Below are 24,279 nucleotides of genomic sequence, written 5' to 3'. Positions count from 1 at the left end.
ATGACTTACAACTTCACTTCTACGTTTCTCCTGCTGATTCAAAATCGTATAATTTTTATCCAATATTAATTGACTTGGCTAAAAAGATCCCTCATAGTCGAAAAAATCATCAGTACACATTAGACCAAATTATAAAACCAAGTAGCAACTAAAATGCTATCAACAAAAATGTGGAGGAGATGCGTTATGAACCGTAAGTCAAAATTAATCTACCGTATTATGTTGGCCTCTAAGCTTCATAGCCGTAATAAAGAGATATCACTCGATAAACTAAAACAAGGCTGCTGCCTAAGTGACTCTGAATTACTAACCATTATAAAAGAGCTAGAAATTAAAAAACTGATCAGCTGGGATGCCAGTAAATCTACTTTTATGATTTCAGCCTAGCTCGGCATATTTAAACGACAGCTTAGCTTTTTCTTGCTGTCGTTTTACATACTCCCTCACATCCTATTTAATCCTTTAAGTATTTAGCCCCCATCCAAATATAATTAAGCGTAATATTGCTACTTAATCGATTATGTAACCACGCTGTGAATACGTATGCATTTAATTGTAAATATTAGCTCAGGGTATATATTTAGTCGAAGTGTTGTTTTTTCATGCAACACCTTTATTCGACAACAAGGCCTGATATGAATTCATTGCTAACCAAAAGTTTGCTTATTTTATTACTAAGCCTAACTACTGCATGTACACACACTAAAACTTCAAACAGTGCCTATGAGCCCAAACCCTACGTAAAACTGACTCACCCAGAGTGGTCAAAAAATGCGGTGATGTATCAACTCAATACTCGCCAATTCACCAAAGAAGGCACCTTTAATGCAGCACAGCAGCAATTGCCACGCTTGAAAGAGTTAGGCGTTGATATTATTTGGCTTATGCCCATAAACCCGATTGGTGAAGAAAACCGAAAAGGCAGTTTAGGCAGCCCTTATTCTGTAAAAGATTACCGTAAAGTAAACCCTGAGTTTGGCACACTTGAAGACCTTAAAGCCTTTGTGAACAAAGCCCATGATATGGGGATGTATGTCATTTTAGATTGGGTAGCAAATCACAGTGCTTGGGATAACTGGCTTCGATTTGAACATCCCGATTGGTACGACCGAGACTACAAAGGCCAATTTAGACCGACACCATGGTGGGACTGGTCTGACATTATTGATTTTGATTATTCAAAACCTGCTCTACGTGAGTACATGACAGAGTCAATGAAGTACTGGGTAAAAGAAGTCGGTATTGATGGCTATCGCTGTGATGTGGCAGGCTTTGTGCCCGTAGACTTTTGGAATAACGTCCGCCGTGAGCTTGATGACATAAAGCCTGTTTTAATGCTTGCTGAGTGGGAGTCTCGCGATTTACATGCCGAAGCCTTTGATATGACTTACGCCTGGTCATGGTCTGAGCACATGCATAAAATTGTAAAAGGTCATGCTGATGTTAGCGCCCTCTTCGTTTATTACTCATGGAACGAAAGTGCATTTCCAGAAGAAGCTTATCGCCTAGTGGGTGTTGCCAACCATGACACAAATGCATGGGAAGGCACTATGTTCGAAAACTATGGCGATGCACTTGAAGCCGTTATTGCATTATCTGTCGTTGGTGAAGGCTTCCCGATGATTTATAACGGTCAAGAAGCAGGTAACGATAAACGCCTCGCTTTTTTCGAACGAGACCCAATCAAATGGCAAAAGCACCCTATCGGTGATTTATATCAATCATTATTTACACTCAAACATAATAATGAAGCACTGTGGAATGGCCAATTTGGCGGCCGCATGGTGCATGTACCAAACACCGCACCAAAACAGGTACTTAGCTTTGTTCGAGCAAAAGGCAACGATAAAGTATTTGCTGTGTTCAACCTATCGAAAGAGCCTCAAACAGTTAACTTTAACGAGCCATTGTTTTTAGGTAAATACACAGATGCTTTTTCAAAACAGGCAATGGAATTTACTCAAACAACAGAACTTACAATTCCAGCATGGGGATTTAGAGTGTTTGTAGAATAGCTCACCGCCTTAACTTACTCCCCCAGTAACCAAATTTGATCCCATAATTAAAATATGGGGTCTAATAATCAATTAATTACTTTACTAACAAGACACCCATATTAATTTCTATTACTTCACAGAGTTAAACCTATAAAAAAACCTCTAACTAGACACCCAACTTAAAATTTCTCACTTCTCAAAATTATGACTAAACTTAAATTGTTCAACTCATGGAGGAGAAGAGCATGGCAACCCCACGTAGAAACTTAATTAGCGTTTCAAACACGCCTTACTACCATTGTATTTCACGCTGCGTTCGTCGCGCTTATTTGTGCGGGCAAGACCCACTGACGGGTCGTTCATATGAACATAGGCGGGGTTGGGTTGAAAACAAACTACTTCAACTTGGCCGGATATTTTGTATTGATATTTGTGCCTACGCGGTTATGAGTAATCACACTCATCTAGTCCTACACATCAATATAGCAAAAGCTAAGCGTCTAAATAATAAAGCGATTCTAATTAGGTGGCACAAATTATTCAAAAGTACATTCCTATGCCAACGATTCTTAAATGGCGAATTGCTAACACAAACCGAGCTCGCTGCAATTAATGCCAGAGTAAATTTATATAGAGAAAGGCTCAGCAGCATTAGTTGGTTTATGCGAGTTCTTAACGAGGGTATTGCACGAAAAGCGAATCTAGAGGATGAATGTAAAGGACGATTTTGGGAAGGTCGCTTTAAATCGCAAGCCTTGCTCGATGAAGCTGCACTTGCTGCATGCCTTGCTTATGTTGATTTAAACCCAGTAAGAGCAAAAGCGGCTGATTTACCTGAGCAATCTGACTACACCAGTATTAAATCTAGAATTAATGCAGCTCAAAATAATAAGCAACCGAAATCACTTATGCGCTTTGCAGGTAAACCTCGTAAACATATGCCTAAGGGACTACCATTTGAACTCAAGACATATCTGCAACTTGTAGATTGGACAGGCCGTTCAATACGACAAGATAAGCCAGGGAAAATCCCAGAAGATGCTTTACCAATACTTGAAAGATTAAACATTTGTACTGACAACTGGCTTACACTCACAACCTCATTTACACGCTCATTTAAAAATACGGCTGGTAAAGAACAGGCTATATCTGCTTATACAAATCACATGAAACGAAAACGAAGAAGCTCTATTAGCACTAGTCGAGCACTATTTGCCTAAACCGAAACTCGAAAATATTTAGAGTAGCCTTGCATTTGGACTAAGCTTGCCCGAAATCTGGCACTAGTCAGAGAATAACTACAGCATCATGTAAAAAGAACATTCGATTTATAAATAAATTTAGTAAATTAATTTAGAACGACTGGGTAGCCTTATTTAAAGTCAGCTATTAAAAAATCTACTAAAGTAGCCTAAAATGGGTGTCTTTTTAATTTTTGTAACCTGTACCTCACCAGCTGTGTCTCCTTCAATTCAATCATGTGCATAACGACGAAGTTTACATTTTTAATATGGGTGTCTTGATAATTCTAAATAAAATGGATGTCTTGATAAATTGATGAAATTTACATTGTTAATGTGGATGTCTAGATAACTTAGAGAATAAACATACTTAAAGTTAAGTTTAATTAACACAGGAATAAAAGATTGTTTCTAAAGAAAGCTTTAAAACAGAATTTATATGAGGAAAGTCACCCAAAGAAGATTTTGGGTGGCAGTCTTACCAGCCGCATCTCGGCACACACGTCACACGCTGTGGCTGCTCCCTTCCGGGCCTGACCAGGTTCACCTGCTAGTGTTGCGAGAGGACCAATAAGACTACCATTGAGGGCCTTGTTTGGCGCGGGAGGGATTATCTCTACTTTTAGCCTGTTATTCAAGGGGTATTCGAAAAAGAAAGTGCGATTGCATACTTGGTATACAATCGCACTGTAATTAAGGGGGTTATCGCTTACTTTTCAAGTTTAGCTTTAATGTTGCGTAATGCAGCTTTCACTTTTTTCATATTTTCTGGGCCCATACGCAGTAATTGTTTTTGCGCATCAGGTAGGTTTTCCCACTCAGAGTAAGCATATTGATACGTAACTGAGTTGCGAACAAGTGGCATATCACCTTTTGGCTCTGGCGTATCAAGCAGTACGTCAATTGCCTCTTCTAGCGTGCCAGTGAATGCATCACCTTCGTAGCCAATTTCTGCATAAGCTTCGTTGATAAGTGGTTTGTATTCATCGTACATACGAATAACTTGAGCAGCGCTAAGGCTGGTAAATAATTTTACGTACGGCGTATAGCGCTCATAGCTATTTGGGTCGATTGTTAAAATGTCGCCCTCAATAACTTTAAACGACTCTTTAGGACGCTCAACAGGTGCATGGCTTAATGCCACTTTACCTTTTGCGATGTTATCAACATACACAACACCACGACGAATAAGGTCATCGGTCACCATTAAGCTCATCACTTGGTCACTTAGTAACTCATCCATACGAGCAACAACCACTTCATCGCTTTCATTTAACGTTGGTAGTGGCTCAACTTCTGGAACTGGCTCTGGAGTGCGCTCTGGAGCAGTATCGACTACAACTGGTTCTGGCTCAGGCTCTGTCACTTCAGGTTCTGGTTCAGGCTCTTGATACTCAACAACTGGCGCTTCTTCTGCAACAATGTCTTCAACAACTTGCACTGGTTTATCTTCAGGCTTCAATAAAATAAACGCTGCCACACCAGCAACAAGAATAAGCACAACCACCGCAAAAATCAGGTTGTTATTTGATGAACCCTTTTGTACTTCAGGTTCTGACGAATGCTCTGACATAGACACTCCCTTAAAAATAAAACAGATAAAAATACGAAAAAACCATTTAGCCTTGAGCTAATCTTTGCTTCTTCTAGCTTAAAGACTTACAGTTGATAAATAAAGTAAAGACGCACAACTATTTAAATGCAACCATGAGCAGTAAGTTAAAAAAAACACAACACTCTAAAATCGCTTTATTACTAACAGGTGGTGGCGCGCGAGCGGCTTATCAAGTAGGTGTGCTTAAAGCGATAACGCAAAGCATGCCTCGCACAGCACCGCTGCCCTTTACTATTATTAATGGGACATCAGCTGGCGCAATTAATTCCGCTGCATTAGCATGTTATGCATCGTGTGCGCATTTAGCATGCAAAAAACTCGAATGGGTGTGGAAGAATTTTTCGACCTCTCAGGTTTATAAAAGCGATTTTTTAAGTGTGTTTTTGCATATTACTCGCAACATGCTTACGAGTTTTCAATCTGAACATATTAATCACCCACCTGCGAGTTTGCTGAATAATAAACCGCTTAGAAAGTTACTGCACGAAATACTCGATTTATCGCGTATCGAACGAAATTTACATAAAAACTACCTAGATGCAGTGTCGATTACTGCTTCGAGCTATACAACTGGTGACTCTGTCGCATTTTTTCAGTCACTGACACAAAAACCGTGGCGCAGAGCAAAGCGTGAAGGGCAAGCAACCCGCATTAATGTTGAGCACTTAATGGCATCGAGCGCTATTCCGATGGTGTTCCCGAGCGTGAATGTTTATAACCACTATTTTGGCGACGGCTCTATTCACCAACTTTCGCCACTGAGTCCGTCGGTTCACTTAGGTGCTGAAAAAATCTTTATTATTGGTGTTGATGAACCAAAAGAATTGCACCCACCGGGTTACCAGCCTCATTACCCGGGTCTTTCTAATATTGCTGGTCACTTACTCGATAGCGTATTTACCGACACGCTACAGTCTGATTTAGAGCGTTTACAGCGTATCAATCGCACGCTAAGCCTGTTACCTGCCCGCGACAAACACCAAGAGTTAAAACAAATCGAAACTTGCGTGATCAACCCATCGCAAAACTTTAATGCAATCGCAGCTCAGTTTTATGATGACATGCCTATGGCAATCAAACTGTTACTACGCATGATAGGCGTGAAGAAACGTTCGCAATCGAGTTTAACGAGCTACTTACTGTTTGAAAAACGTTATACCCAAAAGCTTATTGAAATTGGCTACCAAGATGGCCTTAAAAAGCTACCTGAAATTCGTAAATTCTTAGAACTGGAGTAGCTAATAGCTACTCCATACCGTCGAGTAAAAATCTCTCTACCCGCTCTACTCGGCGAGGCTTGCCTTGTAACACTAAAATATCACCTGCCAATAAAATAGTTTGTGATGAAGGTGCGTCAATTTCTCGGTCTTGTCGGCGCAGCGCTCTAACCGACACACGGCGCTGCTCAAGTTTAAGCTCACTAATTTTCTGATTAACCGCATAAGCGTGTTCTGGCAGAGCTATAACATGTAAATACTCAAGCCTATCTGAACTTGCCTCTTCGCCATCGAGTTTATCGCCAGTGAAAAAGCCATTTAAAAACTTATAACGATTACGCCGCTCTTTACTTACTCGGCGTATGATCCGTGTCATCGGCACACCAGACATATAAAGTACATGCGAAACCAACATTAGGCTTGCTTCGAGTGTTTCAGGCACTACCTCAGTAACACCAAGCTCTTTAAGCGTTTCCATTTCGGTATCATCGCGCATCCGTACCAGTATTTTCACGTCAGGAGCTATTTGCTTGATGGCATCAACAACAATTTGCGTTTGCTCAAAATCAGTAAAAGTAATAATGACTAGCCTTGCCCGCTCTACACCCGCTGATTTTAAAATATCTTTTTGATTTACATGGCCAAAAATAACTGGCTCACCAGCCGCTTTTGCTTCTTGCAATAAGATAGGGTTACTTTCAACCGCCACGTATTCAATAGCTTCTGGTTTTAAAAAGCGTGCTACGGTTTGCCCAACACGAGAAAAGCCACAGATCACAATATGATTTTGATATAAAGGGCTACTTGTCGCAGGCTGCTGCCAATACTGCCCTGCATGGCTTAAAAGGCCAAGTTTTTTAAGAATAAGCGGTGTTTTTTCAATAAGATAAGGCGTTAGTGCCATTGAAAGTACGCCAACTGCAATTAAAAACGAAGCTTGCTCTGAGCTTATCAGCAAATGCTGCGAAGCAAGTGCAATTAACACAAAGCCAAATTCTCCCATTTGCCAAAGCATAATACCCGCCGAAACCGCATCTTGCTTGCGCTCACCCATCACTTGAGCGGAAATCGCGAGCACCGCAATTTTAAATAGCAATAAGCCAATTAATACTGCGATGATCCAGTACCAGCTATTAAGTACATAAAGCACATCTAACTGCATACCGACGGTAACAAAAAAGAGCCCCATCAATATATCGCGAAACGGCCGAATATCTGCTTCTAGTTGGTGACGATAATGACTCTCACCTAACATCATACCAGCTAAAAAGGCGCCTAACGCCATCGATAAACCAAATAGGTAAGTCAGGCCTGCGGCAAACAAGGCAACCAATAAAGTCGTTAGCATGAATAGCTCATCGGTTCTTACCAACGCTATTTCGCTAAACACTTTAGGCAAAATCCATTTACCTATGCCGAACAATAAAATACATACTAAAGCGCCTTTAGTAAGTGCAAAAGCCAATGCTCCAGCAATTTCTTCAGAGCCACTTTGTGCTAGTAAAGGATAAACAATGAGTAGAGGGACAACAGCAATATCTTGAAATAGCAACACCCCTATTGCCAACTGGCCGCGGCGCTGGTTTAAGTCTCCTGATTCTTTAAGTAACTTAACCACCACCGCCGTTGAAGACAGCGCCATTAAACTGGCGATGGTAAAACTATTTAAAAGGCTGTGCTCTAACAGCAGTAAAATCAGCATAAATACAATGCTGGTCACCACAACCTGTAAGGAGCCAAGACCAAACACAATATTGCGCATTGCCATTAAACGCGGCAATGAAAACTCAAGCCCTAAACTAAACAGTAAAAATACAATGCCGAGTTCGGCAACAAAGTGCATTTCGTGGCTTTGCGCCATCCAGCCAATACCATGACTCCCCGCCAACACGCCGGTGGCAAGATAAGCAAGAATAGGTGGTAAACCAATTCGTTTGAAGAACCAAACAAATAATACGGCAGCGACGAGCAAGCCAAACACTTGAATCAGCACATTTTGCAAGCAATAAACTCCCTTCTACTTGATGATAAAGCTGTACCCTACCTTAAATATAGCAACCATCTGTTTTTCAGCCAGTTTAAAAATGTGGCACAAATCTCGCTAAGTATGAGTATCTAAACACTCCGGGGGGAGAATTATCATGGAAAATGTCCATATTTTGACGCAGCGGGTGTCTGCGCGAGGCGAGTTTCTGCCGTTTTCGGCAGAGCATTACCGAATAAATGAAACAAATAGTCCACACGATTTGGTCGCAAGGTTACAAACTACGTTATCAATCGAAGAAATTTTGACAATTTTTGCCGAACACGCAAAACAACTGATCAATTTATCTGGATTACAGTTCCAATCTGCACTCGGAGTGTCACAAAGTGCTGGCAGCGATACCAGTCAAACACCGTACTCTTTTGATTTAGATATCGAAAGTGAACGCTTAGGGCAGTTAATTTATTTTAGTCAGTTCCCTATGGGTAAAGCGATTGAAGCAAAATTAAAGCAGCTTCATACAGCACTCGTTTACCCATTACGTAATGCGCTTATGTACACCCGCGTATTACGTTTAGCGACTAAAGATGCTTTAACAGGCTTAAATAATCGTAGTCAATTTAATGACAGCTTGGCACAAAAGCTAGAACGTTGCCGCCGTCAGCATCGTCCATTTAGTTTAATGCTGCTTGATTTAGATAACTTTAAACAAGTTAACGATAACTTTGGTCATAAAATTGGCGATGATGTACTGCAAGAATTTGCTAATGTATTACGCACTAGTGTGCGCGGCACTGACTCTATTTTCCGCTTTGGTGGAGATGAATTTGCATTATTAATCGACGACCCTGAATTTACCACTAATAAAGTGATTGCTGATCGCATTATGAGTTTGGTTGCTAACTCAGGGTTGATGGCTCAATATGATGTAACATCAAGTATTGGTTATACGCTCGCCAATAACCAAGACTGCGAAAACGAAGTGTTTGCCCGTGCTGACAAAGGCCTTTATAAGGCAAAAGCAGCAGGAAGAAACTGCGCAAGAGCTTACTAATTGAGTAAAAGCCTAGCATCCCCCGCTAGGCTTTTTTGTTTATAAATTTATAACCAAGTAATACTAACCAAAAACCAGCGAAGAAGCCGCTTAATAAGTAAAGCAAGGCAGCCATGGTGGTAAGGGGCGATACCATCACTAAAGCCAGCGGCGTAAGAACGCCCAGAATAAAGAAAATACCGCCTTTGCCTGACCAGTAACCTAGCAGCAATAATGAGCAAACTAAGCCGCCAGCTAGTGCATAAAAAAGTGTATTTATTGTCAGCTCTGCATAAGCAAAACCGGCAACTACAGCTACTAGCACCGACAACGCAAAGCCAAGTGGTGCCTTATTAACTAGTGATAAACCAACATGTGGTTGTTCACTCATAGATTGTCTCCCAAAGAATTCCATCTTCAACACTGTGCTGCTCACTAATAAAGTAGCCAACTACTTGCACAAGTTGATCGTTATAAAAAATAAGTGGTGTCTGCGCACGTAACCAAGGAGCTACTTTGGCATCTTTAAACCAATGCTTTAAAGTATTTGAACCAGGTTTATGCAACGGTTTTATACGCGCTTGTGGCTTATTAAATTCAACCCTTACTTGCTCATCGGGCTTTGGTTTTCTAATGCCTTTGCCCGCTTTCACTATTAGTTTTCGGCCATCTGTCAGTTCAAAACTTTGTAAAGCAATATTCATCGCTTCAGGTATTACCTGCTCTTTTACAAAGTACCAATGTTGCTGATGCCGACGAACATCGCCGCTTTGCAAACAAATTTTTAACTGGGCATCAGTTTTTGCTGTTAAGCCTTGTTCAATAATTTGCTGTAGCTGATTCTCAGAAGGTAATTGATGGGTAAACTGATTCAGCCACGCACGTACAAGGTTTGCTTGTCTGGGCTTACTAAACCCCGCAATTGCCTCGCAGCTTAAACCACCCTGTGAATTTTGGCAGTGTGTAAGGTCGCTTTGAGTATATTCATCGAGCAGTGATTGCTGCTTTTGTAACAGCCGAATACTGCGCGCTGCACTTTTTTCAAACCCTTGAAAACGCTCCGTTAAAATGGGCAGAACCTGATGACGTAAAAAATTACGGTCAAAGCGTTCATCAATATTTGAGTCATCGGTGATATGGGTAATAGCAAATTCACTGGCAAATTGTTCAATTTGCTCACGAGTGATATTAATCAGCGGTCTAAAACATACACGCCCAGACGCTAACAATCGCGTTTGTGGCATTGATGCTAAGCCTTGCAAGCCAGAACCACGCTTTAGACGAAGTAAGAAGGTCTCAAGTTGATCATTTAAGTGCTGACCAAGCAGTATTACACTATCTGATATACAGTTTTCGTCGAGGGCTTGGTATCTTGCTTCTCTTGCTTGTGCCTCAAGTGATGTACGCGAGCGCTCATAAATTTCAACGTGCACCGCTTTAAATGCGACATCGAGCTCTTCACATAGCGATTGGCAAAATCCTTGCCACTCATCAGCATACTTGCTCAAACCATGATTAACATACACAGCTTCAAGCTTAAGTTCAGAGTGTTGCTGTTGAGCTTGTTTCATTAAATGTAACAATACAACCGAATCAACACCGCCAGATAAGGCAACGCTAAAGCAACTTTGCTGAGCGTTAAGCAAAGGCTGCAATTGTGCTAAAAAATGGTGGTATAAATCTGATGTTTGCATTAAAAACCAATGAGTATACAAGCGTCTGTGTTATCGGCATTATAAAACAAAAAAAGCCGCAAAAGCGGCTTTTTTCAATTTTAAGCTGTGTTTAGCAATAGCCAAACGACATTAAACGTTTGTAACGCTGATCAAGCATTTCATCTAGTGAAAGGCCTTGTAAGTCAGCTAGGTCACGCTTAAGTTGGTTTTTAAGGTTACGCGCCATCGCATCGTAATTACGATGTGCGCCACCAAGTGGCTCATCAATTACGTTGTTGATTAAATCAAGCTCTTTAACACGTGCAGCTGTTACACCCATGGCTTCTGCAGCTAATGGTGCCTTGTCTGCACTTTTCCATAAGATTGATGCACAACCTTCTGGTGAAATTACAGAGTAAGTGCTGTATTGCAACATGTTAACGCGGTCGCCCACACCAATTGCTAATGCCCCACCAGAACCACCTTCACCGATAACAGTACAGATAGTTGGTACTTTTAACGCGGCCATAACTTTAAGGTTACGCGCAATTGCTTCACTTTGACCACGCTCTTCAGCGCCAACACCTGGGTATGCACCTGGAGTGTCGATAAATGTCATGATTGGCATTTTGAAACGCTCAGCCATTTCCATTAAGCGTAATGCTTTACGGTAACCTTCTGGCTTTGGCATACCAAAGTTGCGTTTAATTTTTTCAGCCGTGTCACGCCCTTTTTGTTGGCCAATAACCATCACTGGTTGACCTTCAAAACGTGCAACACCACCTAAAATAGCTGGGTCGTTAGCAAAAGTACGGTCGCCTGCTAGTTCGTCAAATTCCGTGAAAATGCGCTCGATGTAATCACGAGTATAAGGACGCAACGGATGACGGGCTAACTGAGAAACCTGCCAAGCACCTAATTCAGAGAAAATTTTCTCTTTCATTTCAGCACTTTTCTCTTTTAATCGACTGACTTCCTCTTCTAATCCAAGGTCTAATTCGCCAGCGCGGCTTACATTTTGTAATTCTTCAATTTTTGCTTCTAATTCTGCGATTGGAAGCTCAAAATCAAGATAATTGAGGCTCATGCTCTAAACTACCTAATTAATTAAATTCTAGTTCTACATCTTGCGCCGCCATCAGCGATAACTTATGAATTAAGTCATCACTCGGCGTAACACACCATTCGGTTCCTAAGGTAATCTCAGCCAACGCATCCGGACGTTGATAGAATACTTTAATAGGACAAGTACCAAACTTATAAGGTTCCAGTACTTTTTGTAAATTATCGAAGAAGTTCGCCTCGATCTGCACCATATTCAAGGTCATTTTAATCGCTTTTATACGTTTTTCTCGCGCCTCAGCGATGGTGCATATGTCTCTAGCGGTCATTGTAATGCCACCAGAGAAGTTATCAAAGCTGACCTGTCCAGATATTACCAAGATATTGTTTACTTGCAGCAAATCTTGGTACATTTCAAACTGTTCTGGGAATAAGCGTACATCAATACGGGCACTCTTGTCATCTAAAGTTACAAGACCCCATCGATTTCCCTTTTTGTTTATTAAGGTACGGGCAGAAATCACTAAGCCTGCAGCCGTTGACTGCACATCGCGGTTAGTGGGTTGTAAATCAACCAGCCTTCCTGATGTATAATGCTTTAACTCTTTACGATACTGATTAATTGGGTGGCCAGTTAAATACAGCCCTAAAGTTTCTTTCTCACCATCTAGCCACTCATTGTCGGTTAAATCTGTGGCTTTGATAAATGCTTGTTCAACTTCATCTGGCTCTGTGGCAAGTAATCCAAATAAATCTGCCTGCCCTAATGACTCAGCCTTATGATGCTGATCGGCCGCTCGCATGGCATCTTTTAAACTTGCTAATAAGGTTGCACGGCCAGGCTGTGTTTTATCTGGACCAAGTTGATCGAGCGCTCCGGCATAAATGAGCTTTTCAACAACTCGCTTGTTTAAACGCTTTAAGTCAACACGGGCACAAAAATCAAATAAGTCTTTAAACGGGCCACCTTCGCTACGGGCTTCTAGAATAGCTTCAACAGGCGCCTCACCAACCCCTTTAATGGCACCTATACCGTAAACAATCTCACCTTGTAGATTAACCGTAAACTTGTACTCACCGGCATTTACATCCGGCGGTAACAAGGTCAGTTTCATGTTTTCACATTCATCTACCAAGGTAACAATTTTATCAGTGTTATCCATATCCGCCGACATTACCGCAGCCATAAACTCTGCTGGGTAGTGGGTTTTCATCCACAACGTTTGGTACGATACTAAGGCATAAGCAGCTGAGTGAGATTTGTTAAAACCATAACCTGCGAATTTCTCTACCAAGTCGAAGATTTTCATTGCAAGTTCGCCGTCAACTCCGTTATTAACAGCTCCTTCTTCGAAGGTTGAACGTTGCTTTGCCATCTCCTCTGGCTTTTTCTTACCCATCGCACGACGCAGCATGTCAGCGCCACCTAGCGTATAACCAGCCAGTACCTGCGCAATCTGCATTACCTGTTCTTGATAAAGAATGATACCGTAAGTCGGTTCTAGAATGGGTATCAAGCTATCGTGTTGCCACTGCACATCTGGATAAGATAACTCTTCGCGACCATGCTTACGGTCGATAAAGTTATCTACCATGCCTGATTGCAATGGACCGGGGCGGAATAGCGCTACCAGTGCGATCATATCTTCGAAGCAGTCGGGCTTTAGACGACGAATAAGGTCTTTCATACCACGGGATTCTAACTGGAATACCGCGGTGGTTTCGGCGCGTAGCAGTAACTCAATACTTGGCTTATCATCAAGTGGAATAGCGTTGATATCAACCGGCTCTTTACCCTCTCGGGCTAAGCGCTCGTTAGTCATATCAATTGCCCATTGCAAGATGGTAAGTGTTCTTAGACCTAGGAAGTCAAACTTAACTAAACCCGCCGTCTCAACGTCGTTTTTATCAAATTGCGTTACCGGGAATTTACCCTCATCATCACAATAAAGAGCAGCAAAGTCAGTAATAGTGGTTGGTGATATTACAACACCACCAGCGTGTTTACCTGCGTTACGTGTACAGCCTTCAAGGATGCGACACATATCAATAAGCTCTTTGACCTCTTCATCACCGTCGTAGGCTTCTTGTAAACGAGGCTCAACATCAAACGCTTTAGCCAAGGTCATGCCCGGATCGCCCGGTACTAGTTTAGAAATACGATCAACAAAGCCGTAAGGGTGACCAAGTACACGGCCTACGTCACGGATAACCGCTTTTGCAGCCATGGTACCAAAGGTAATGATCTGAGATACCGCGTCACGGCCATAAAGCGCCGCTACGTGATCAATTACCTCATCACGCCTATCCATACAGAAATCGACGTCGAAATCGGGCATTGAGATACGTTCTGGGTTCAAGAAACGTTCGAATAGTAAGTCAAATTCGAGTGGATCGAGGTCGGTGATCTTCAGTGCATAAGCAACCAATGAACCAGCACCAGAGCCACGCCCTGGACCTACCGGAATATTGTTATCTTTACTCCACTGAATGAACTCCATTACGATCAAGAAATAACCTGGGAAACCCATTTGGTTGATTACGTCGAGCTCTATTTTCAGACGCTCATCATACTCGCCACGTTTCTCTTTACGCTCTTGCTCATCTGGGAATAAAAATTGTAAACGCTCTTCAAGGCCATCTTCAGAGACCTTAACCAAGAAGTCTTCAATTTTTAGCGAACCGGTTGGGTAATCTGGTAAGAAGTAAGTCCCGAGCTGCACGGTCACATTACAACGCTTAGCAATTTCAACAGTGTTTTCTAGCGCTTCAGGAATATCGCTAAATAGCTCAGCCATTTGCTCTGCTGTTTTAAGATATTGCTGCTCAGAAAAACGTTTTGGTCTACGTTTATCTTCTAAGGTGTAACCGTCATGGATTGCCACGCGGATTTCATGGGCTTCAAAGTTTTCTGGTTTTAAAAACACCACTTCGTTAGTTGCCACTACAGGTAACTGCTCTTTTGTAGCAAGCTCAACAGCTAGGTGTAAATAGTCTTCTTCTAACGCACGTTCCGTACGAATAAGCTCAATGTAATAATGATCGCTAAAATGTTGCTTATAAAAACTAACAACCGATTCAATAAGCCCAGGGTTACCTTTTAATAGGGCTTTACCTAAGTCGCCATCTTTAGCGCCAGATAATAAAATTAGGCCATTTTTGTGCTCCACCAGCCATTCACGGTCAACCACCGGGCGATGAAATAAATGTCCACGCTGGTACGCTTTAGAGATCAATAAAGTAAGGTTCTTATAACCCTCGTTATCTTTCGCTAAGATGGTAATTCGGCTAGGTTCATCTTCAAATTCAGGGCTTCTTAACCAAAAGTCTGCGCCGACAATAGGCTTAATACCAGCGCCATGGGCAGCGCCATAAAAACGCACCAAACCACATAAGTTCATCTGATCGGTGATAGCCAACGCAGGCATTTGCAGCTCTTCTGCTTTAGCGACAATTGGCTTAGTTTTAGCTAGGCCATCCACCATTGAGAAATCTGAGTGAACACGTAAGTGAACAAATTGTGGCGCAGGCATTACAGTTGCTCTCCTTTTAACGCCAAAATGCGCTGAACAGGTTTAAAGCTTTTACGATGCTCTGCAATAGCACCGTATTGTTCAAGTGCTGCAAAGTGTGCCTTAGTTGGATAGCCTTTATGGCCTGCAAAACCATAATCAGGGTAACGCTTATCAAGCTCAATCATTTCTTCGTCACGAGCAACTTTCGCTAGAATAGATGCCGCCGAAATCTCTTCAACTAGGCTATCGCCTTTTACTACCGCCTGTGCTGGCACAGTTAATTGGCTAGGCACACGGTTACCATCAATAAAGACAAACTCAGGCTTTACGCTTAAGCCTTCAACCGCGCGGCTCATCGCGAGCATGGTGGCATGCAAAATATTTAACTCATCAATCTCGCTTGGACTACAACGACCAATAGCATAGCACAGGGCTTTTTCTTTTATTTCTGCCGCTAATAATTGACGTTTTTTGTCTGATAACTTTTTAGAATCTGCTAACCCTGCAATAGGCTTATTTGGGTCAAGTATTACCGCTGCGGTAACAACATCACCCACTAATGGACCACGGCCAACTTCATCTACACCAGCAATATAATTAACATTCGGTCGTTCAATTTGCATTTAGTAACTCCGCGACTGCTGCTGCAGCTTGTTCATTGGCATTTAATCTAATGTCTTTATGTATGGCTAAAAAGCGCGCTTTAAGTTCGCTGTTATCGGTATTCAACATAGGTGTTAACGCTGCTGATAGGTTTTCAACATTACATTCAGTTTGTAAGTATTCTGGAACGAGTTCTTCATCGGCTAATAAATTAGGCAACGAGAAATATTTAATGTTAAAAGTGAATAAGGTTTTGAAAATCCAGTAACTCAGTGGCTTAATTTTATAACCCACAACCATCGGCTTTTTGTACAACATACCTTCAAGCGTTGCGGTTCCTGAGGCAAGTAAAATGGCATCAGCGGCTTGCATTGCAAGATTTGACTGACCATCCAATAATTGCAGTTTTAGATCAGGGGCTGTTTTTTCTAAAATTTCACAAAACTGTGCTTTTCGTTTTTCATTGACTAACGGCACCACAATTTTAAGGTCAGGGTTTTGCGCTTGAAGTTTAGCCGCTGTTTCAATGTAGGTTTCGCTTAAAAGCCCTACTTCAGAACCACGACTACCTGGTAGTAACGCAAGTACTTTATCAGTTTGTGCTAAACCTAGTTGGTTACGAGCCTCGGTTTGGTCGTGCTCAAGGGCAATATCATCAGCCAGAGTATGACCCACAAAGGTACAAGGTACATCGTGCTTATCGTAAAAGGCTTTTTCGAACGGTAATAATGCAAGCACTAAATTAGTGGCGGCACTGATTTTATGAATACGTTTTTCGCGCCACGCCCACACTGACGGGCTAACATATTGTACTGTTTTAATACCCGCCTCTTTTAACGGTTTTTCGACACGTAAGTTAAAGTCAGGGGCATCAATACCAATAAATACATCTGGTGGGTTGTCGATAAAATGCTGCACCAATTGTTTGCGTATTTTTAGTAGGCGCGGTAATCGGCCAAGTACTTCAACTAGGCCCATTACAGATAATTCGTCCATATCGAATAATGTTTTACAGCCAGCCGCTTGCATACGCGGGCCTGCAATCCCTTCAAATATGGCATCCGGAAAACGGCGTTTAAGTGCTTTTACTAGCCCTTCACCTAAAATATCACCTGATAACTCACCTGCCACCAAGGCAATACGTAACGGCTTTGTTTGTTCTTTCATTCGTTGATAATTCGCAACTTTTGGCACTAATAAAAACGAGTTTACCGTGTTTTAGCAGTCGGATAAATGTCACAGAGTTAATAAATACTAGAAATCGAAATTAGCCTGCCTACTTGCTCATTGGTTGAGCATCTATTTGCGCGGGTAGCCTGCAGGTTTACTGGCCACTATCTAAAAAGAGCTTAAAAAAGAATAAAATAAGCCATAGCAAAACGGCTTTTTATAACGATTAAATATTTGAAACTTTAGAGCTTTATCTCTAATCTGTAGAAAAGGTGAGCAGGACTTATTCATCTTTATTTCGTATTTTCCTATTGACTAAAATGAATACAGGTTTAATATTCACGAAGTTTCAATAATTACTGAAACTTTGTAATCAATATTTGTCGTGTCTACCGCACCCGCTAACAAGGAGCTAAACAATGATAGATGAAACATTTGTGGATCTATCGCGATTGCAATTTGCAATCACTGCCCTATTTCACTTCCTATTTGTTCCCCTTACTTTAGGTATGACGTGGATTTTAGTGATCATGGAATCCGTTTACGTGATGACAGGTCGCGAAATTTATCGTGATATGACTAAGTTCTGGGGTAAGTTGTTTGGTATTAACTTTGCGATTGGTGTGGCGACAGGTCTAACCATGGAGTTTGAGTTTGGTACCAACTGGTCTTATTACTCTCACTATGTGGGCGATATATTTGGCGCACCGCTAGCGATTGAAGGCTTAATGGCTTTCTTCTTAGAATCAACCTTTGTCGGTATGTTCTTTTTAGGCTGGGAGCGTTTGAGTAAACGTCAGCATCTAGGTGCTACCTTCTTAATGGCATTAGGGACTAACTTATCTGCGTTATGGATTTTAGTAGCAAATGGTTGGATGCAAAACCCAGTCGGTGCTGAATTTAACTACCAAACCATGCGCATGGAAATGACTAGCTTTGCTGAATTGGTATTTAACCCTGTTGCACAAGTTAAGTTTATTCATACCGTATCAGCAGGTTATGTTGCAGCATCTATGTTTGTACTTGGTATTAGTAGCTGGTACATCTTAAAAGGTCGCGACCTTGCTTTTGCTAAGCGTTCGTTCTCGGTTGCTTCAGGGTTTGGTTTAGCGTCTATTCTTTGTGTTATTTTACTTGGTGATGAATCTGGATACGAAGTTGGCGAAGTGCAAAAAGTCAAACTCGCAACCATAGAAGCTGAGTGGCATACCGAAGAAGCCCCTGCCGCATTTACTTTGGTTGGTATTCCTGACTCAGAAGAACAAGTCACCCATGCCGCTGTAAAAATCCCTTATGCACTTGGCATCATTGCTACTCGCTCTATTGACGAGCAAGTAACGGGTATTAAAGATCTTGAAAAGCAGCACGAAGAACGTATTCGTAACGGTATGATTGCATACGAATACTTAGAAAAGCTTCGCGGTGGTGAAGACACCCCAGAAAACATTGCAAAGTTCGATACCTTAAAAGACGACCTTGGCTATGGCTTGCTACTTAAGCGCTACACCCCTAACGTGGTAGATGCAACTGAAGAGCACATTCAAAAAGCAGTGAAAGACTCAATCCCTCAAGTCGGCCCTATGTTCTGGTCATTTAGAATCATGGTTGGCTGTGGCGTGATCATGCTTGGTGTATTTGTTCTCGCGTTTTATTACAACGCACACCGCATTATTGAGCAAAAGCGCTGGTTATTATGGGCTGCGGTATGGAGTATTCCTCTGCCTTGGATTGCCATTGAGTTTGGTTGGATTGTTGCGGAGTACGGCCGCCAACCGTGGGCAATTTCGGAAATATTACCGACCTTCTTGGCAACCTCGTCACTCACGGTGAACGACTTATTGATTAGTATTACTGGTTTCTTAGTTTTCTATACAGGTCTTGCTGCTGTAGAAGGCTGGCTGATGCTGCGCTTTATTAAACAAGGCCCAAGCTCACTTCATACCGGTAAATATCACCATGAACTTGCTAAAGCGGATTCACTTGCAAGCCAAGGAGCTCAGTCATGATTTTTGATTACGAAACACTAAAACTAATCTGGTGGCTGTTAATTGGTGTCTTACTGATTGGCTTTGCAGTGACCGATGGTATGGACATGGGTGTGGCAATTTTGCTTCGCCTAGTTGGTAAAACCGATGTTGAACGCCGTACAGTTATTAACACCATTGGCGCTCACTGGGATGGTAACCAAGTTTGGTTCATCACCGCTGGGGGTGCACTGTTTGCAGCTTGGCCTATGGTATACGCGGCCGCTTTCTCTGGTTTTTACTTTGCTATGATGCTGGTGTTATTTGCGTTATTTTTCAGACCGCTTGGTTTTGATTATCGCTCAAAAATAGATTCACCGCGCTGGCGAAACAACTGGGATTGGGGCCTATTTGCTGGCAGCTTTATTCCCGCTTTAGTATTCGGTGTGGCATTTGGTAACTTATTACTGGGTGTGCCTTATCATATCGACGACCTATTGCGTGTTAGTTATCAAGGTTCATTCTTTGCGTTATTAAACCCATTTGCCATTGTTGTTGGCCTAGTGAGTGTACTAATGCTGGTTGGTCACGCAGGTATGTGGTTACAACTTCGTACTGATGCTGAGGTTGCTAAACGCTCAGCACAATATGGTCAATATGCACTGATGGCGTTTATTGTGCTGTTTGCCCTAGCAGGTGTGTGGGTATCGCAAATTGACGGTTATAAAATCGTTAGCATGGGCGATACCCAAGGCTTTGCAAACCCGCTTGCTAAAACAGTAACGCAGGCACCGGGTGCATGGCTTGATAACTATACAAAAATGCCATTAACCATGCTGTTCCCTGCCCTTGCATTCGTGATGGCGGCACTGGCAATTGTATTATCTAAATTACAAAAACCAGCAATGGCATTGGCTGCGTCAAGCTTAATGCTTGCAGGCGTGATTTTAACAGCGGGTATGTCAATGTTCCCGTTTGTGATGCCTTCGAGCAACAACCCAAATATTAGTTTAACTATGTGGGATGCGGTTTCGAGCCATATGACACTTAACGTGATGTTTATCGCTGCGGTTATTTTTGTACCACTTATTCTTATCTACACAACATGGTGTTATGTGAAGATGTGGCGCAAAGTAACGATTAGTGAAATTGAAAACAACACTCACGGTAGCTATTAAGGAGATTTAAATATGTGGTATTTTGCCTGGATTTTAGGTGTTCTATTAGCCTGTACACTTGGGGTGATCAACGTAATGTGGTACGAATTTCACCAACATAAAGATTCGATTGCTGATGATGAGCTAGAGCTGTACGCGAGACTCAAAAACACCGATGACAACTAAACCCCGACCAAATCGCGCGCAGCAGCAAACGCTGCGCGCTTTTTTAAAGCAGTATAGCCAGTCCGCTTCAGGGCTTCTTAAATTAAGCATTAGTCTGGGCACACTCAACGCCCTATTAATGATTGCCTCTTGTTATCTTCTTGCAAACGCGACTCATCAAGTCATGTTTGAACAAGCAAACTTGCAAGCCGTAAGCCCATTATTATGGCCGCTGGCAGGGCTAATTTTAGTTCGTGCTTTGTTGGTTACGCTAAGTGAACGCGTAAGTAACCTCGCCGCATTAAAAATAAAAAACGTGATGCGTAATACACTGCTAGAAAAGCTAAGCAAACTTGGGCCGGCCTACAGTGAACAAAAAGGGCACGGCGCAACACTTAACACCTTACATAATGGGGTGGAAGCACTGCATCAATATTACGCCAACTACATTCCGAGTGTGGCTTACAGTGCGCTTATTCCATTAGCGATATTGGTGGTGATTTTTCCAACCGATTACAAAGCTGGCCTCATATTCCTTTTAACAGCCCCGCTTATCCCCTTTTTTATGATTTTAGTGGGCCATAAAGCGGAGCAGTTAAACCAAGAACGTTGGCAACAACTCGCGGTACTTGGTAATTACTTTTTTGACCGATTACAAGGACTGACTCAACTCAAGCTCTTTAATGCAACCAAGCGTGAGCTAAATAGCATCAGTCAGATTTCTGATGATTACCGCGGTGCTACTATGGGTGTATTGAAAGTCGCCTTTTTATCGTCTTTCGCCCTTGAGTTTTTAGCCACCATTAGTGTGGCACTTGTTGCCGTGATCATTGGCTTTAGATTGTTTTTTGGTACGCTCGATTTTGCTACTGGATTTGTAGTGTTGCTACTGGCCCCTGAGTTTTACTTACCACTTCGACAAATGGGCACTCACTATCATGCAAAACTTGAAGGGATCAGTGCCGCTGCTGATATGGTCGACATAATCAATCAAAGCGACGCTGATGAACATTTGGGTACATCTAAACTTGAGTTACCGATAAAAGATATACAGCTGAAAGCACTTACCTTTCACTACCCTGAAACAAACGAAGGGGTAACTGATATCAACTTAACCCTGCCAAGCACAGGCTTAATTGCCTTTGTGGGTGAAAGTGGCTCGGGTAAAAGTACCTTGTTTGATTGCCTATTGGGTTTTCATCATCAGGCCAATAGTGCCATTAGCATTAACGGGCAACCACTTAGTGATACTGCATTGGCTGATTGGCAAGCACAGCTGGCGTGGATCCCACAGCAAGCCACGTTATTTTATCGGACCGTTGCAGAGAACCTGCGTTTAGCTAAACCTGATGCAAGCCAAGCAGAACTCGATGAAGCAGCGAGTAAAGCAGGTGCACTTGAATTTATTACAGCCTTACCTGATGGCTTTAACACCTTGCTCGGTGAACAAGGAGAAGGCCTCTCTGGAGGGCAAAAGCAGCGCATAGCCCTTGCCCGTGCATTTTTGAAGAATGCCCCGGTGCTGATGTTAGATGAGCCTACCGCTCACTTAGACAGCCAAACAGAGCATTTAATCAATCAAGCGATCCGAGAGTATGCAAAAGATCACTTAGTGCTAGTTATTGCTCACCGACTGAATACGGTTAAACACGCCGATAATATTTACGTTATGCAACAAGGTCACATTGTTGAATCTGGTCAGTACCAGCAACTGACTGAGCAAGCAGGCCTATTTGCTAAATTGGTGAGTCAAGGTGACGCCCATGCATAACTTTATACGTCTATTAAAACTGTGCAAACCTCATACTGGCATGTTGCTTTTAGGGGCTTTTTTAGCAAGCTTAACGGTACTCGCTAATGTGGGCTTGCTCGCTATATCTGGGTGGTTTTTAGCAGCTATGGCAGCGGCGGGCATTGCGGGTGTGCAGATGAATTACTTTACCCCAGCTGGAGTGATCCGCTTTTTAGCTATCGTGCGCACAGCGTCTCGTTACGGTGAGCGGATGATAACTCATAATGCTACCTTTTTATTGCTGAGCGAAATTCGCGTAAACATGTTCAAGACTCTGAGCCAACTGAACAATGTTGACTTAGCAATGAGTCGTAGTAGCGATTTATTTAACCGGCTACAGAATGATGTAGATGCGCTGGATAAATTCTACCTCAATGTGCTGCTGCCGATTATTGTCGCCTTGATCAGCATTCCTATAGTAATGGCCTTCATGGCCATGTATAACGCTGAGATTGCATTAGTTTGCTTTACTTCACTGATGATTATTGGCGTGCTGCTTCCCGCATTGTTGAGCCATAAGCTTCACCAACAAGCGGATACCGAAACCCAACTTTCAGCCGAGTTAAGAGCTGAACTTGCCGATACACTATCAGGTGCCAGAGAGCTTGCTGTCTATCAAGCACAGGCGGCGCAATTAGCGCATTGTGACTCACTCAGTAAACAATACAACAACCAGCTCTATAATCGCCACAAAGCCGTGGCAAACAGTAATGGTTTAAGCACTTTGGTGATCCAACTCACCATGCTGGCCAGTGTATTTATGATAATTCCACTGGTTGCAATGGGGACTATGAAAAACGTTGAACTGGCGATGCTCGCGTTATTTGTATTAGCAAGCTTTGAAACCGTGCTCACCCTACCTACGGCATTTATTGAATTGCCACTTACTTTAAGTGCCGCAAAGCGACTGTTTGATCTTGAAGATAAACACAACAGCTTAGCCGAAAAGCCAAACAACTTAGATGATCAGCTAGCAAACCAATTAGCTGACAAATCAGGGCTTGGTCTTGAGCTAAGCGAGGTCAATTACCAATACTTGGGGGCAAAAAGTAAAGCCCTTAGCAATATCAATTTTGCGATTACACCCGGCAGTAAAGTTGCTCTAGTCGGTGCCAGTGGCAGTGGCAAAACCACTCTAGTTAACTTACTCACGGGCCTTTGGCCGCTGCAATCAGGCTCATTAAAGCTCACCACCAAGCAAGATAACTTTGAACTTGAAAGCTTGAGCACTGCAACACGCTTTAAGCAGCTAACGATAGTTGCCCAGCAGCATCATATTTTTGATAGCACGCTACGTGAAAATCTTCGCTATGCAGCTTTTGATGCGACAGATGAAATGCTTATTGAGGCCTGTGAACACGCTGAACTTGGCTCTTGGCTTAAGAACTTAAAAACCGGCCTTAATACCCGCTTAGGAACAGCAGGCAGAAAGCTTTCTCATGGTCAGTCACGTCGTATTGCCATTGCCCAAGCTCTATTAAGGCAAGGTAATTTAATCATTCTTGATGAACCAACAGAGAGCCTAGATAATCACACTAAGCAAAACTTGCTGACTACACTTGAGAAAATATGGGCAGATAAAACCATGCTGACCATTACCCACGACCCAGCAATGCTAAGCCGTGTAGATAAGGTTATTTGGTTAGAGCAAGGACAAGTAAGAGCCCTTGCAAGTCATGCTGAATTAATGGCTAATGAAGCCGACTACGTAGAGCTTATTACCCGTTTTTAATCGAGCTGCTCAACGGTGACGTCAATCACACCTTGCTTGACTGAGGCAATTTGTGAAAACGCCTTTTTTGATAAGTCGATAATACGACCGCGGATAAATGGGCCGCGGTCATTAATGGTAACAATCACACTTTTATTGTTAGCAATATTAGTAACTTTTACTCTGCTGCCAAAACCAAGCGTTTGATGAGCCGCGCTCAATGCCTGTTGATTAAACACCTCACCACTTGCTGTCGTTCGGCCATGATATTTATCAGCGTAATAACTGGCTTTGCCTTTTTCTATTGCTCCTTTAGATACCGAAGGCGCACTACTACAACCACTTATAATTAAGCTTAACAATGCAAAAATGATGAGATTATTCATATTACTAGATCC

19 protein-coding genes and 1 other RNA gene are annotated in these 24,279 nt (G+C 42.3%); 10 read left to right on the top strand and 10 right to left on the bottom strand.

From position 1 onward, the window contains the following. Nucleotides 1-186: 186 nt before the first annotated feature. From EXT43_RS07875 to EXT43_RS07865, 3 genes are all read left to right on the top strand, one after another. The gene (locus tag EXT43_RS07875) at nt 187-387 is read left to right on the top strand and encodes a hypothetical protein (protein WP_054564084.1); all 201 of its coding nucleotides are present in this window, start codon (nt 187-189) and stop codon (nt 385-387) included. Nucleotides 388-635: 248 nt separating this feature from the next. After that, the gene (locus EXT43_RS07870; protein WP_062566920.1) at nt 636-2,015 is read left to right on the top strand and encodes an alpha-amylase family glycosyl hydrolase; all 1,380 of its coding nucleotides are present in this window, start codon (nt 636-638) and stop codon (nt 2,013-2,015) included. 227 nt (nt 2,016-2,242) lie between these two features. Continuing rightward, entirely contained in the window at nt 2,243-3,217 is a 975-nt protein-coding gene (locus EXT43_RS07865) for a transposase (protein ID WP_062566919.1), read from the top strand. 497 nt (nt 3,218-3,714) lie between these two features. Here the strand turns inward: EXT43_RS07865 and ffs are convergent. Together ffs and EXT43_RS07855 are read right to left on the bottom strand one after the other, a co-directional pair. Beyond that, nucleotides 3,715-3,811: signal recognition particle sRNA small type (gene ffs, locus EXT43_RS07860), an RNA gene on the bottom strand. A gap of 136 nt (nt 3,812-3,947) precedes the next feature. Beyond that, nucleotides 3,948-4,811: a DUF3014 domain-containing protein gene (locus EXT43_RS07855; protein ID WP_130166726.1), complete on the bottom strand. Its 864-nt coding sequence runs from the start codon at nt 4,809-4,811 to the stop codon at nt 3,948-3,950. Nucleotides 4,812-4,945: 134 nt separating this feature from the next. Here EXT43_RS07855 and EXT43_RS07850 point away from each other — a divergent pair, with 134 nt between their 5' ends. Continuing rightward, nucleotides 4,946-6,091, top strand: a complete 1,146-nt coding sequence (locus tag EXT43_RS07850) for a patatin-like phospholipase family protein (RefSeq protein ID WP_054562027.1) — start codon at nt 4,946-4,948, stop codon at nt 6,089-6,091. A 7-nt stretch (nt 6,092-6,098) separates the two neighbouring features. On the opposite strand, the gene EXT43_RS07845 is transcribed toward EXT43_RS07850, so the two are convergent. After that, nucleotides 6,099-8,072 (bottom strand): monovalent cation:proton antiporter family protein, encoded by a 1,974-nt coding sequence (locus EXT43_RS07845; RefSeq protein ID WP_062566896.1) that lies wholly within the window; start codon nt 8,070-8,072, stop codon nt 6,099-6,101. A 139-nt stretch (nt 8,073-8,211) separates the two neighbouring features. On the opposite strand from EXT43_RS07845, the gene EXT43_RS07840 reads away from it, so the two are divergent. Continuing rightward, nucleotides 8,212-9,108, top strand: coding sequence for a GGDEF domain-containing protein (locus EXT43_RS07840; RefSeq protein ID WP_130166725.1), 897 nt, complete (start codon nt 8,212-8,214; stop codon nt 9,106-9,108). A 25-nt stretch (nt 9,109-9,133) separates the two neighbouring features. Here the strand turns inward: EXT43_RS07840 and EXT43_RS07835 are convergent, their stop codons facing one another. The 6 genes from EXT43_RS07835 to lpxB form a co-directional block, all read right to left on the bottom strand. Next, nucleotides 9,134-9,478, bottom strand: a complete 345-nt coding sequence (locus tag EXT43_RS07835) for a hypothetical protein (RefSeq protein ID WP_054562030.1) — start codon at nt 9,476-9,478, stop codon at nt 9,134-9,136. Further along, a complete protein-coding gene (gene tilS / locus EXT43_RS07830; RefSeq protein WP_130166724.1) occupies nt 9,471-10,781 on the bottom strand; it encodes a tRNA lysidine(34) synthetase TilS in 1,311 nt (436 codons plus the stop codon). Before tilS ends, EXT43_RS07835 begins: the two co-directional genes overlap by 8 nt. Nucleotides 10,782-10,872: 91 nt before the next feature. Next, a complete protein-coding gene (gene accA, locus EXT43_RS07825) occupies nt 10,873-11,829 on the bottom strand; it encodes an acetyl-CoA carboxylase carboxyl transferase subunit alpha (protein ID WP_054553102.1) in 957 nt (318 codons plus the stop codon). Between the two features lie 16 nt (nt 11,830-11,845). Then, the gene (gene dnaE, locus EXT43_RS07820; RefSeq protein ID WP_130166723.1) at nt 11,846-15,337 is read right to left on the bottom strand and encodes a DNA polymerase III subunit alpha; all 3,492 of its coding nucleotides are present in this window, start codon (nt 15,335-15,337) and stop codon (nt 11,846-11,848) included. Next, nucleotides 15,337-15,942 carry a ribonuclease HII gene (rnhB, locus tag EXT43_RS07815; protein WP_054562034.1) on the bottom strand — a complete coding sequence of 202 codons (606 nt, stop codon included), beginning with the start codon at nt 15,940-15,942 and terminating at the stop codon, nt 15,337-15,339. Before rnhB ends, dnaE begins: the two co-directional genes overlap by 1 nt. Next, nucleotides 15,932-17,089 (bottom strand): lipid-A-disaccharide synthase, encoded by a 1,158-nt coding sequence (lpxB, locus tag EXT43_RS07810; RefSeq protein ID WP_130166722.1) that lies wholly within the window; start codon nt 17,087-17,089, stop codon nt 15,932-15,934. The genes rnhB and lpxB overlap by 11 nt, the downstream gene beginning before the upstream one ends. A 422-nt stretch (nt 17,090-17,511) precedes the next feature. Here lpxB and EXT43_RS07805 point away from each other — a divergent pair, with 422 nt between their 5' ends. From EXT43_RS07805 to cydC, 5 genes are read left to right on the top strand one after another with little or no spacing between them, the layout of a single operon-like run. Continuing rightward, nucleotides 17,512-19,098 (top strand): cytochrome ubiquinol oxidase subunit I, encoded by a 1,587-nt coding sequence (locus EXT43_RS07805; protein ID WP_058586269.1) that lies wholly within the window; start codon nt 17,512-17,514, stop codon nt 19,096-19,098. Then, a complete protein-coding gene (gene cydB, locus EXT43_RS07800) occupies nt 19,095-20,234 on the top strand; it encodes a cytochrome d ubiquinol oxidase subunit II (protein ID WP_055021939.1) in 1,140 nt (379 codons plus the stop codon). Before EXT43_RS07805 ends, cydB begins: the two co-directional genes overlap by 4 nt. Before the next feature lie 12 nt (nt 20,235-20,246). Then, nucleotides 20,247-20,399 carry a cytochrome bd-I oxidase subunit CydX gene (cydX, locus tag EXT43_RS07795; protein ID WP_054553108.1) on the top strand — a complete coding sequence of 51 codons (153 nt, stop codon included), beginning with the start codon at nt 20,247-20,249 and terminating at the stop codon, nt 20,397-20,399. Next, complete coding sequence (gene cydD / locus EXT43_RS07790; RefSeq protein WP_130166721.1) at nt 20,389-22,149, top strand: thiol reductant ABC exporter subunit CydD; 1,761 nt, start codon at nt 20,389-20,391, stop codon at nt 22,147-22,149. Before cydX ends, cydD begins: the two co-directional genes overlap by 11 nt. Next, nucleotides 22,142-23,902 carry a thiol reductant ABC exporter subunit CydC gene (cydC, locus tag EXT43_RS07785; RefSeq protein ID WP_130166720.1) on the top strand — a complete coding sequence of 587 codons (1,761 nt, stop codon included), beginning with the start codon at nt 22,142-22,144 and terminating at the stop codon, nt 23,900-23,902. The genes cydD and cydC overlap by 8 nt, the downstream gene beginning before the upstream one ends. On the opposite strand, the gene EXT43_RS07780 is transcribed toward cydC, so the two are convergent. Continuing rightward, on the bottom strand, nt 23,899-24,267 hold the full coding sequence (locus tag EXT43_RS07780) for a septal ring lytic transglycosylase RlpA family protein (protein WP_130166719.1): 369 nt from the start codon (nt 24,265-24,267) through the stop codon (nt 23,899-23,901). The two genes, cydC and EXT43_RS07780, sit on opposite strands and share 4 nt — an antisense overlap. Nucleotides 24,268-24,279 lie beyond the last annotated feature (12 nt).

The organism is Pseudoalteromonas sp. CO109Y, from assembly GCF_004208935.1.
GTDB lineage: Bacteria > Pseudomonadota > Gammaproteobacteria > Enterobacterales > Alteromonadaceae > Pseudoalteromonas > Pseudoalteromonas shioyasakiensis.
The sequence above is the reverse complement of the archived record's forward strand: the minus strand, read 5'-3'. Positions and strand labels throughout refer to the sequence as shown.

What these genes read in the sequence shown, in the direction of transcription:
- EXT43_RS07875 (WP_054564084.1), top strand. Translation starts at nt 187, where the DNA reads ATGAACCGTAAGTCAAAATTAATCTACCGTATTATGTTGGCCTCTAAG.
- EXT43_RS07870 (WP_062566920.1), top strand. Translation starts at nt 636, where the DNA reads ATGAATTCATTGCTAACCAAAAGTTTGCTTATTTTATTACTAAGCCTA.
- EXT43_RS07865 (WP_062566919.1), top strand. Translation starts at nt 2,243, where the DNA reads ATGGCAACCCCACGTAGAAACTTAATTAGCGTTTCAAACACGCCTTAC.
- EXT43_RS07855 (WP_130166726.1), bottom strand. Translation starts at nt 4,811, where the DNA reads ATGTCAGAGCATTCGTCAGAACCTGAAGTACAAAAGGGTTCATCAAAT.
- EXT43_RS07850 (WP_054562027.1), top strand. Translation starts at nt 4,946, where the DNA reads ATGAGCAGTAAGTTAAAAAAAACACAACACTCTAAAATCGCTTTATTA.
- EXT43_RS07840 (WP_130166725.1), top strand. Translation starts at nt 8,212, where the DNA reads ATGGAAAATGTCCATATTTTGACGCAGCGGGTGTCTGCGCGAGGCGAG.
- EXT43_RS07835 (WP_054562030.1), bottom strand. Translation starts at nt 9,478, where the DNA reads ATGAGTGAACAACCACATGTTGGTTTATCACTAGTTAATAAGGCACCA.
- tilS (WP_130166724.1), bottom strand. Translation starts at nt 10,781, where the DNA reads ATGCAAACATCAGATTTATACCACCATTTTTTAGCACAATTGCAGCCT.
- accA (WP_054553102.1), bottom strand. Translation starts at nt 11,829, where the DNA reads ATGAGCCTCAATTATCTTGATTTTGAGCTTCCAATCGCAGAATTAGAA.
- dnaE (WP_130166723.1), bottom strand. Translation starts at nt 15,337, where the DNA reads ATGCCTGCGCCACAATTTGTTCACTTACGTGTTCACTCAGATTTCTCA.
- rnhB (WP_054562034.1), bottom strand. Translation starts at nt 15,942, where the DNA reads ATGCAAATTGAACGACCGAATGTTAATTATATTGCTGGTGTAGATGAA.
- lpxB (WP_130166722.1), bottom strand. Translation starts at nt 17,089, where the DNA reads ATGAAAGAACAAACAAAGCCGTTACGTATTGCCTTGGTGGCAGGTGAG.
- EXT43_RS07805 (WP_058586269.1), top strand. Translation starts at nt 17,512, where the DNA reads ATGATAGATGAAACATTTGTGGATCTATCGCGATTGCAATTTGCAATC.
- cydB (WP_055021939.1), top strand. Translation starts at nt 19,095, where the DNA reads ATGATTTTTGATTACGAAACACTAAAACTAATCTGGTGGCTGTTAATT.
- cydX (WP_054553108.1), top strand. Translation starts at nt 20,247, where the DNA reads ATGTGGTATTTTGCCTGGATTTTAGGTGTTCTATTAGCCTGTACACTT.
- cydD (WP_130166721.1), top strand. Translation starts at nt 20,389, where the DNA reads ATGACAACTAAACCCCGACCAAATCGCGCGCAGCAGCAAACGCTGCGC.
- cydC (WP_130166720.1), top strand. Translation starts at nt 22,142, where the DNA reads ATGCATAACTTTATACGTCTATTAAAACTGTGCAAACCTCATACTGGC.
- EXT43_RS07780 (WP_130166719.1), bottom strand. Translation starts at nt 24,267, where the DNA reads ATGAATAATCTCATCATTTTTGCATTGTTAAGCTTAATTATAAGTGGT.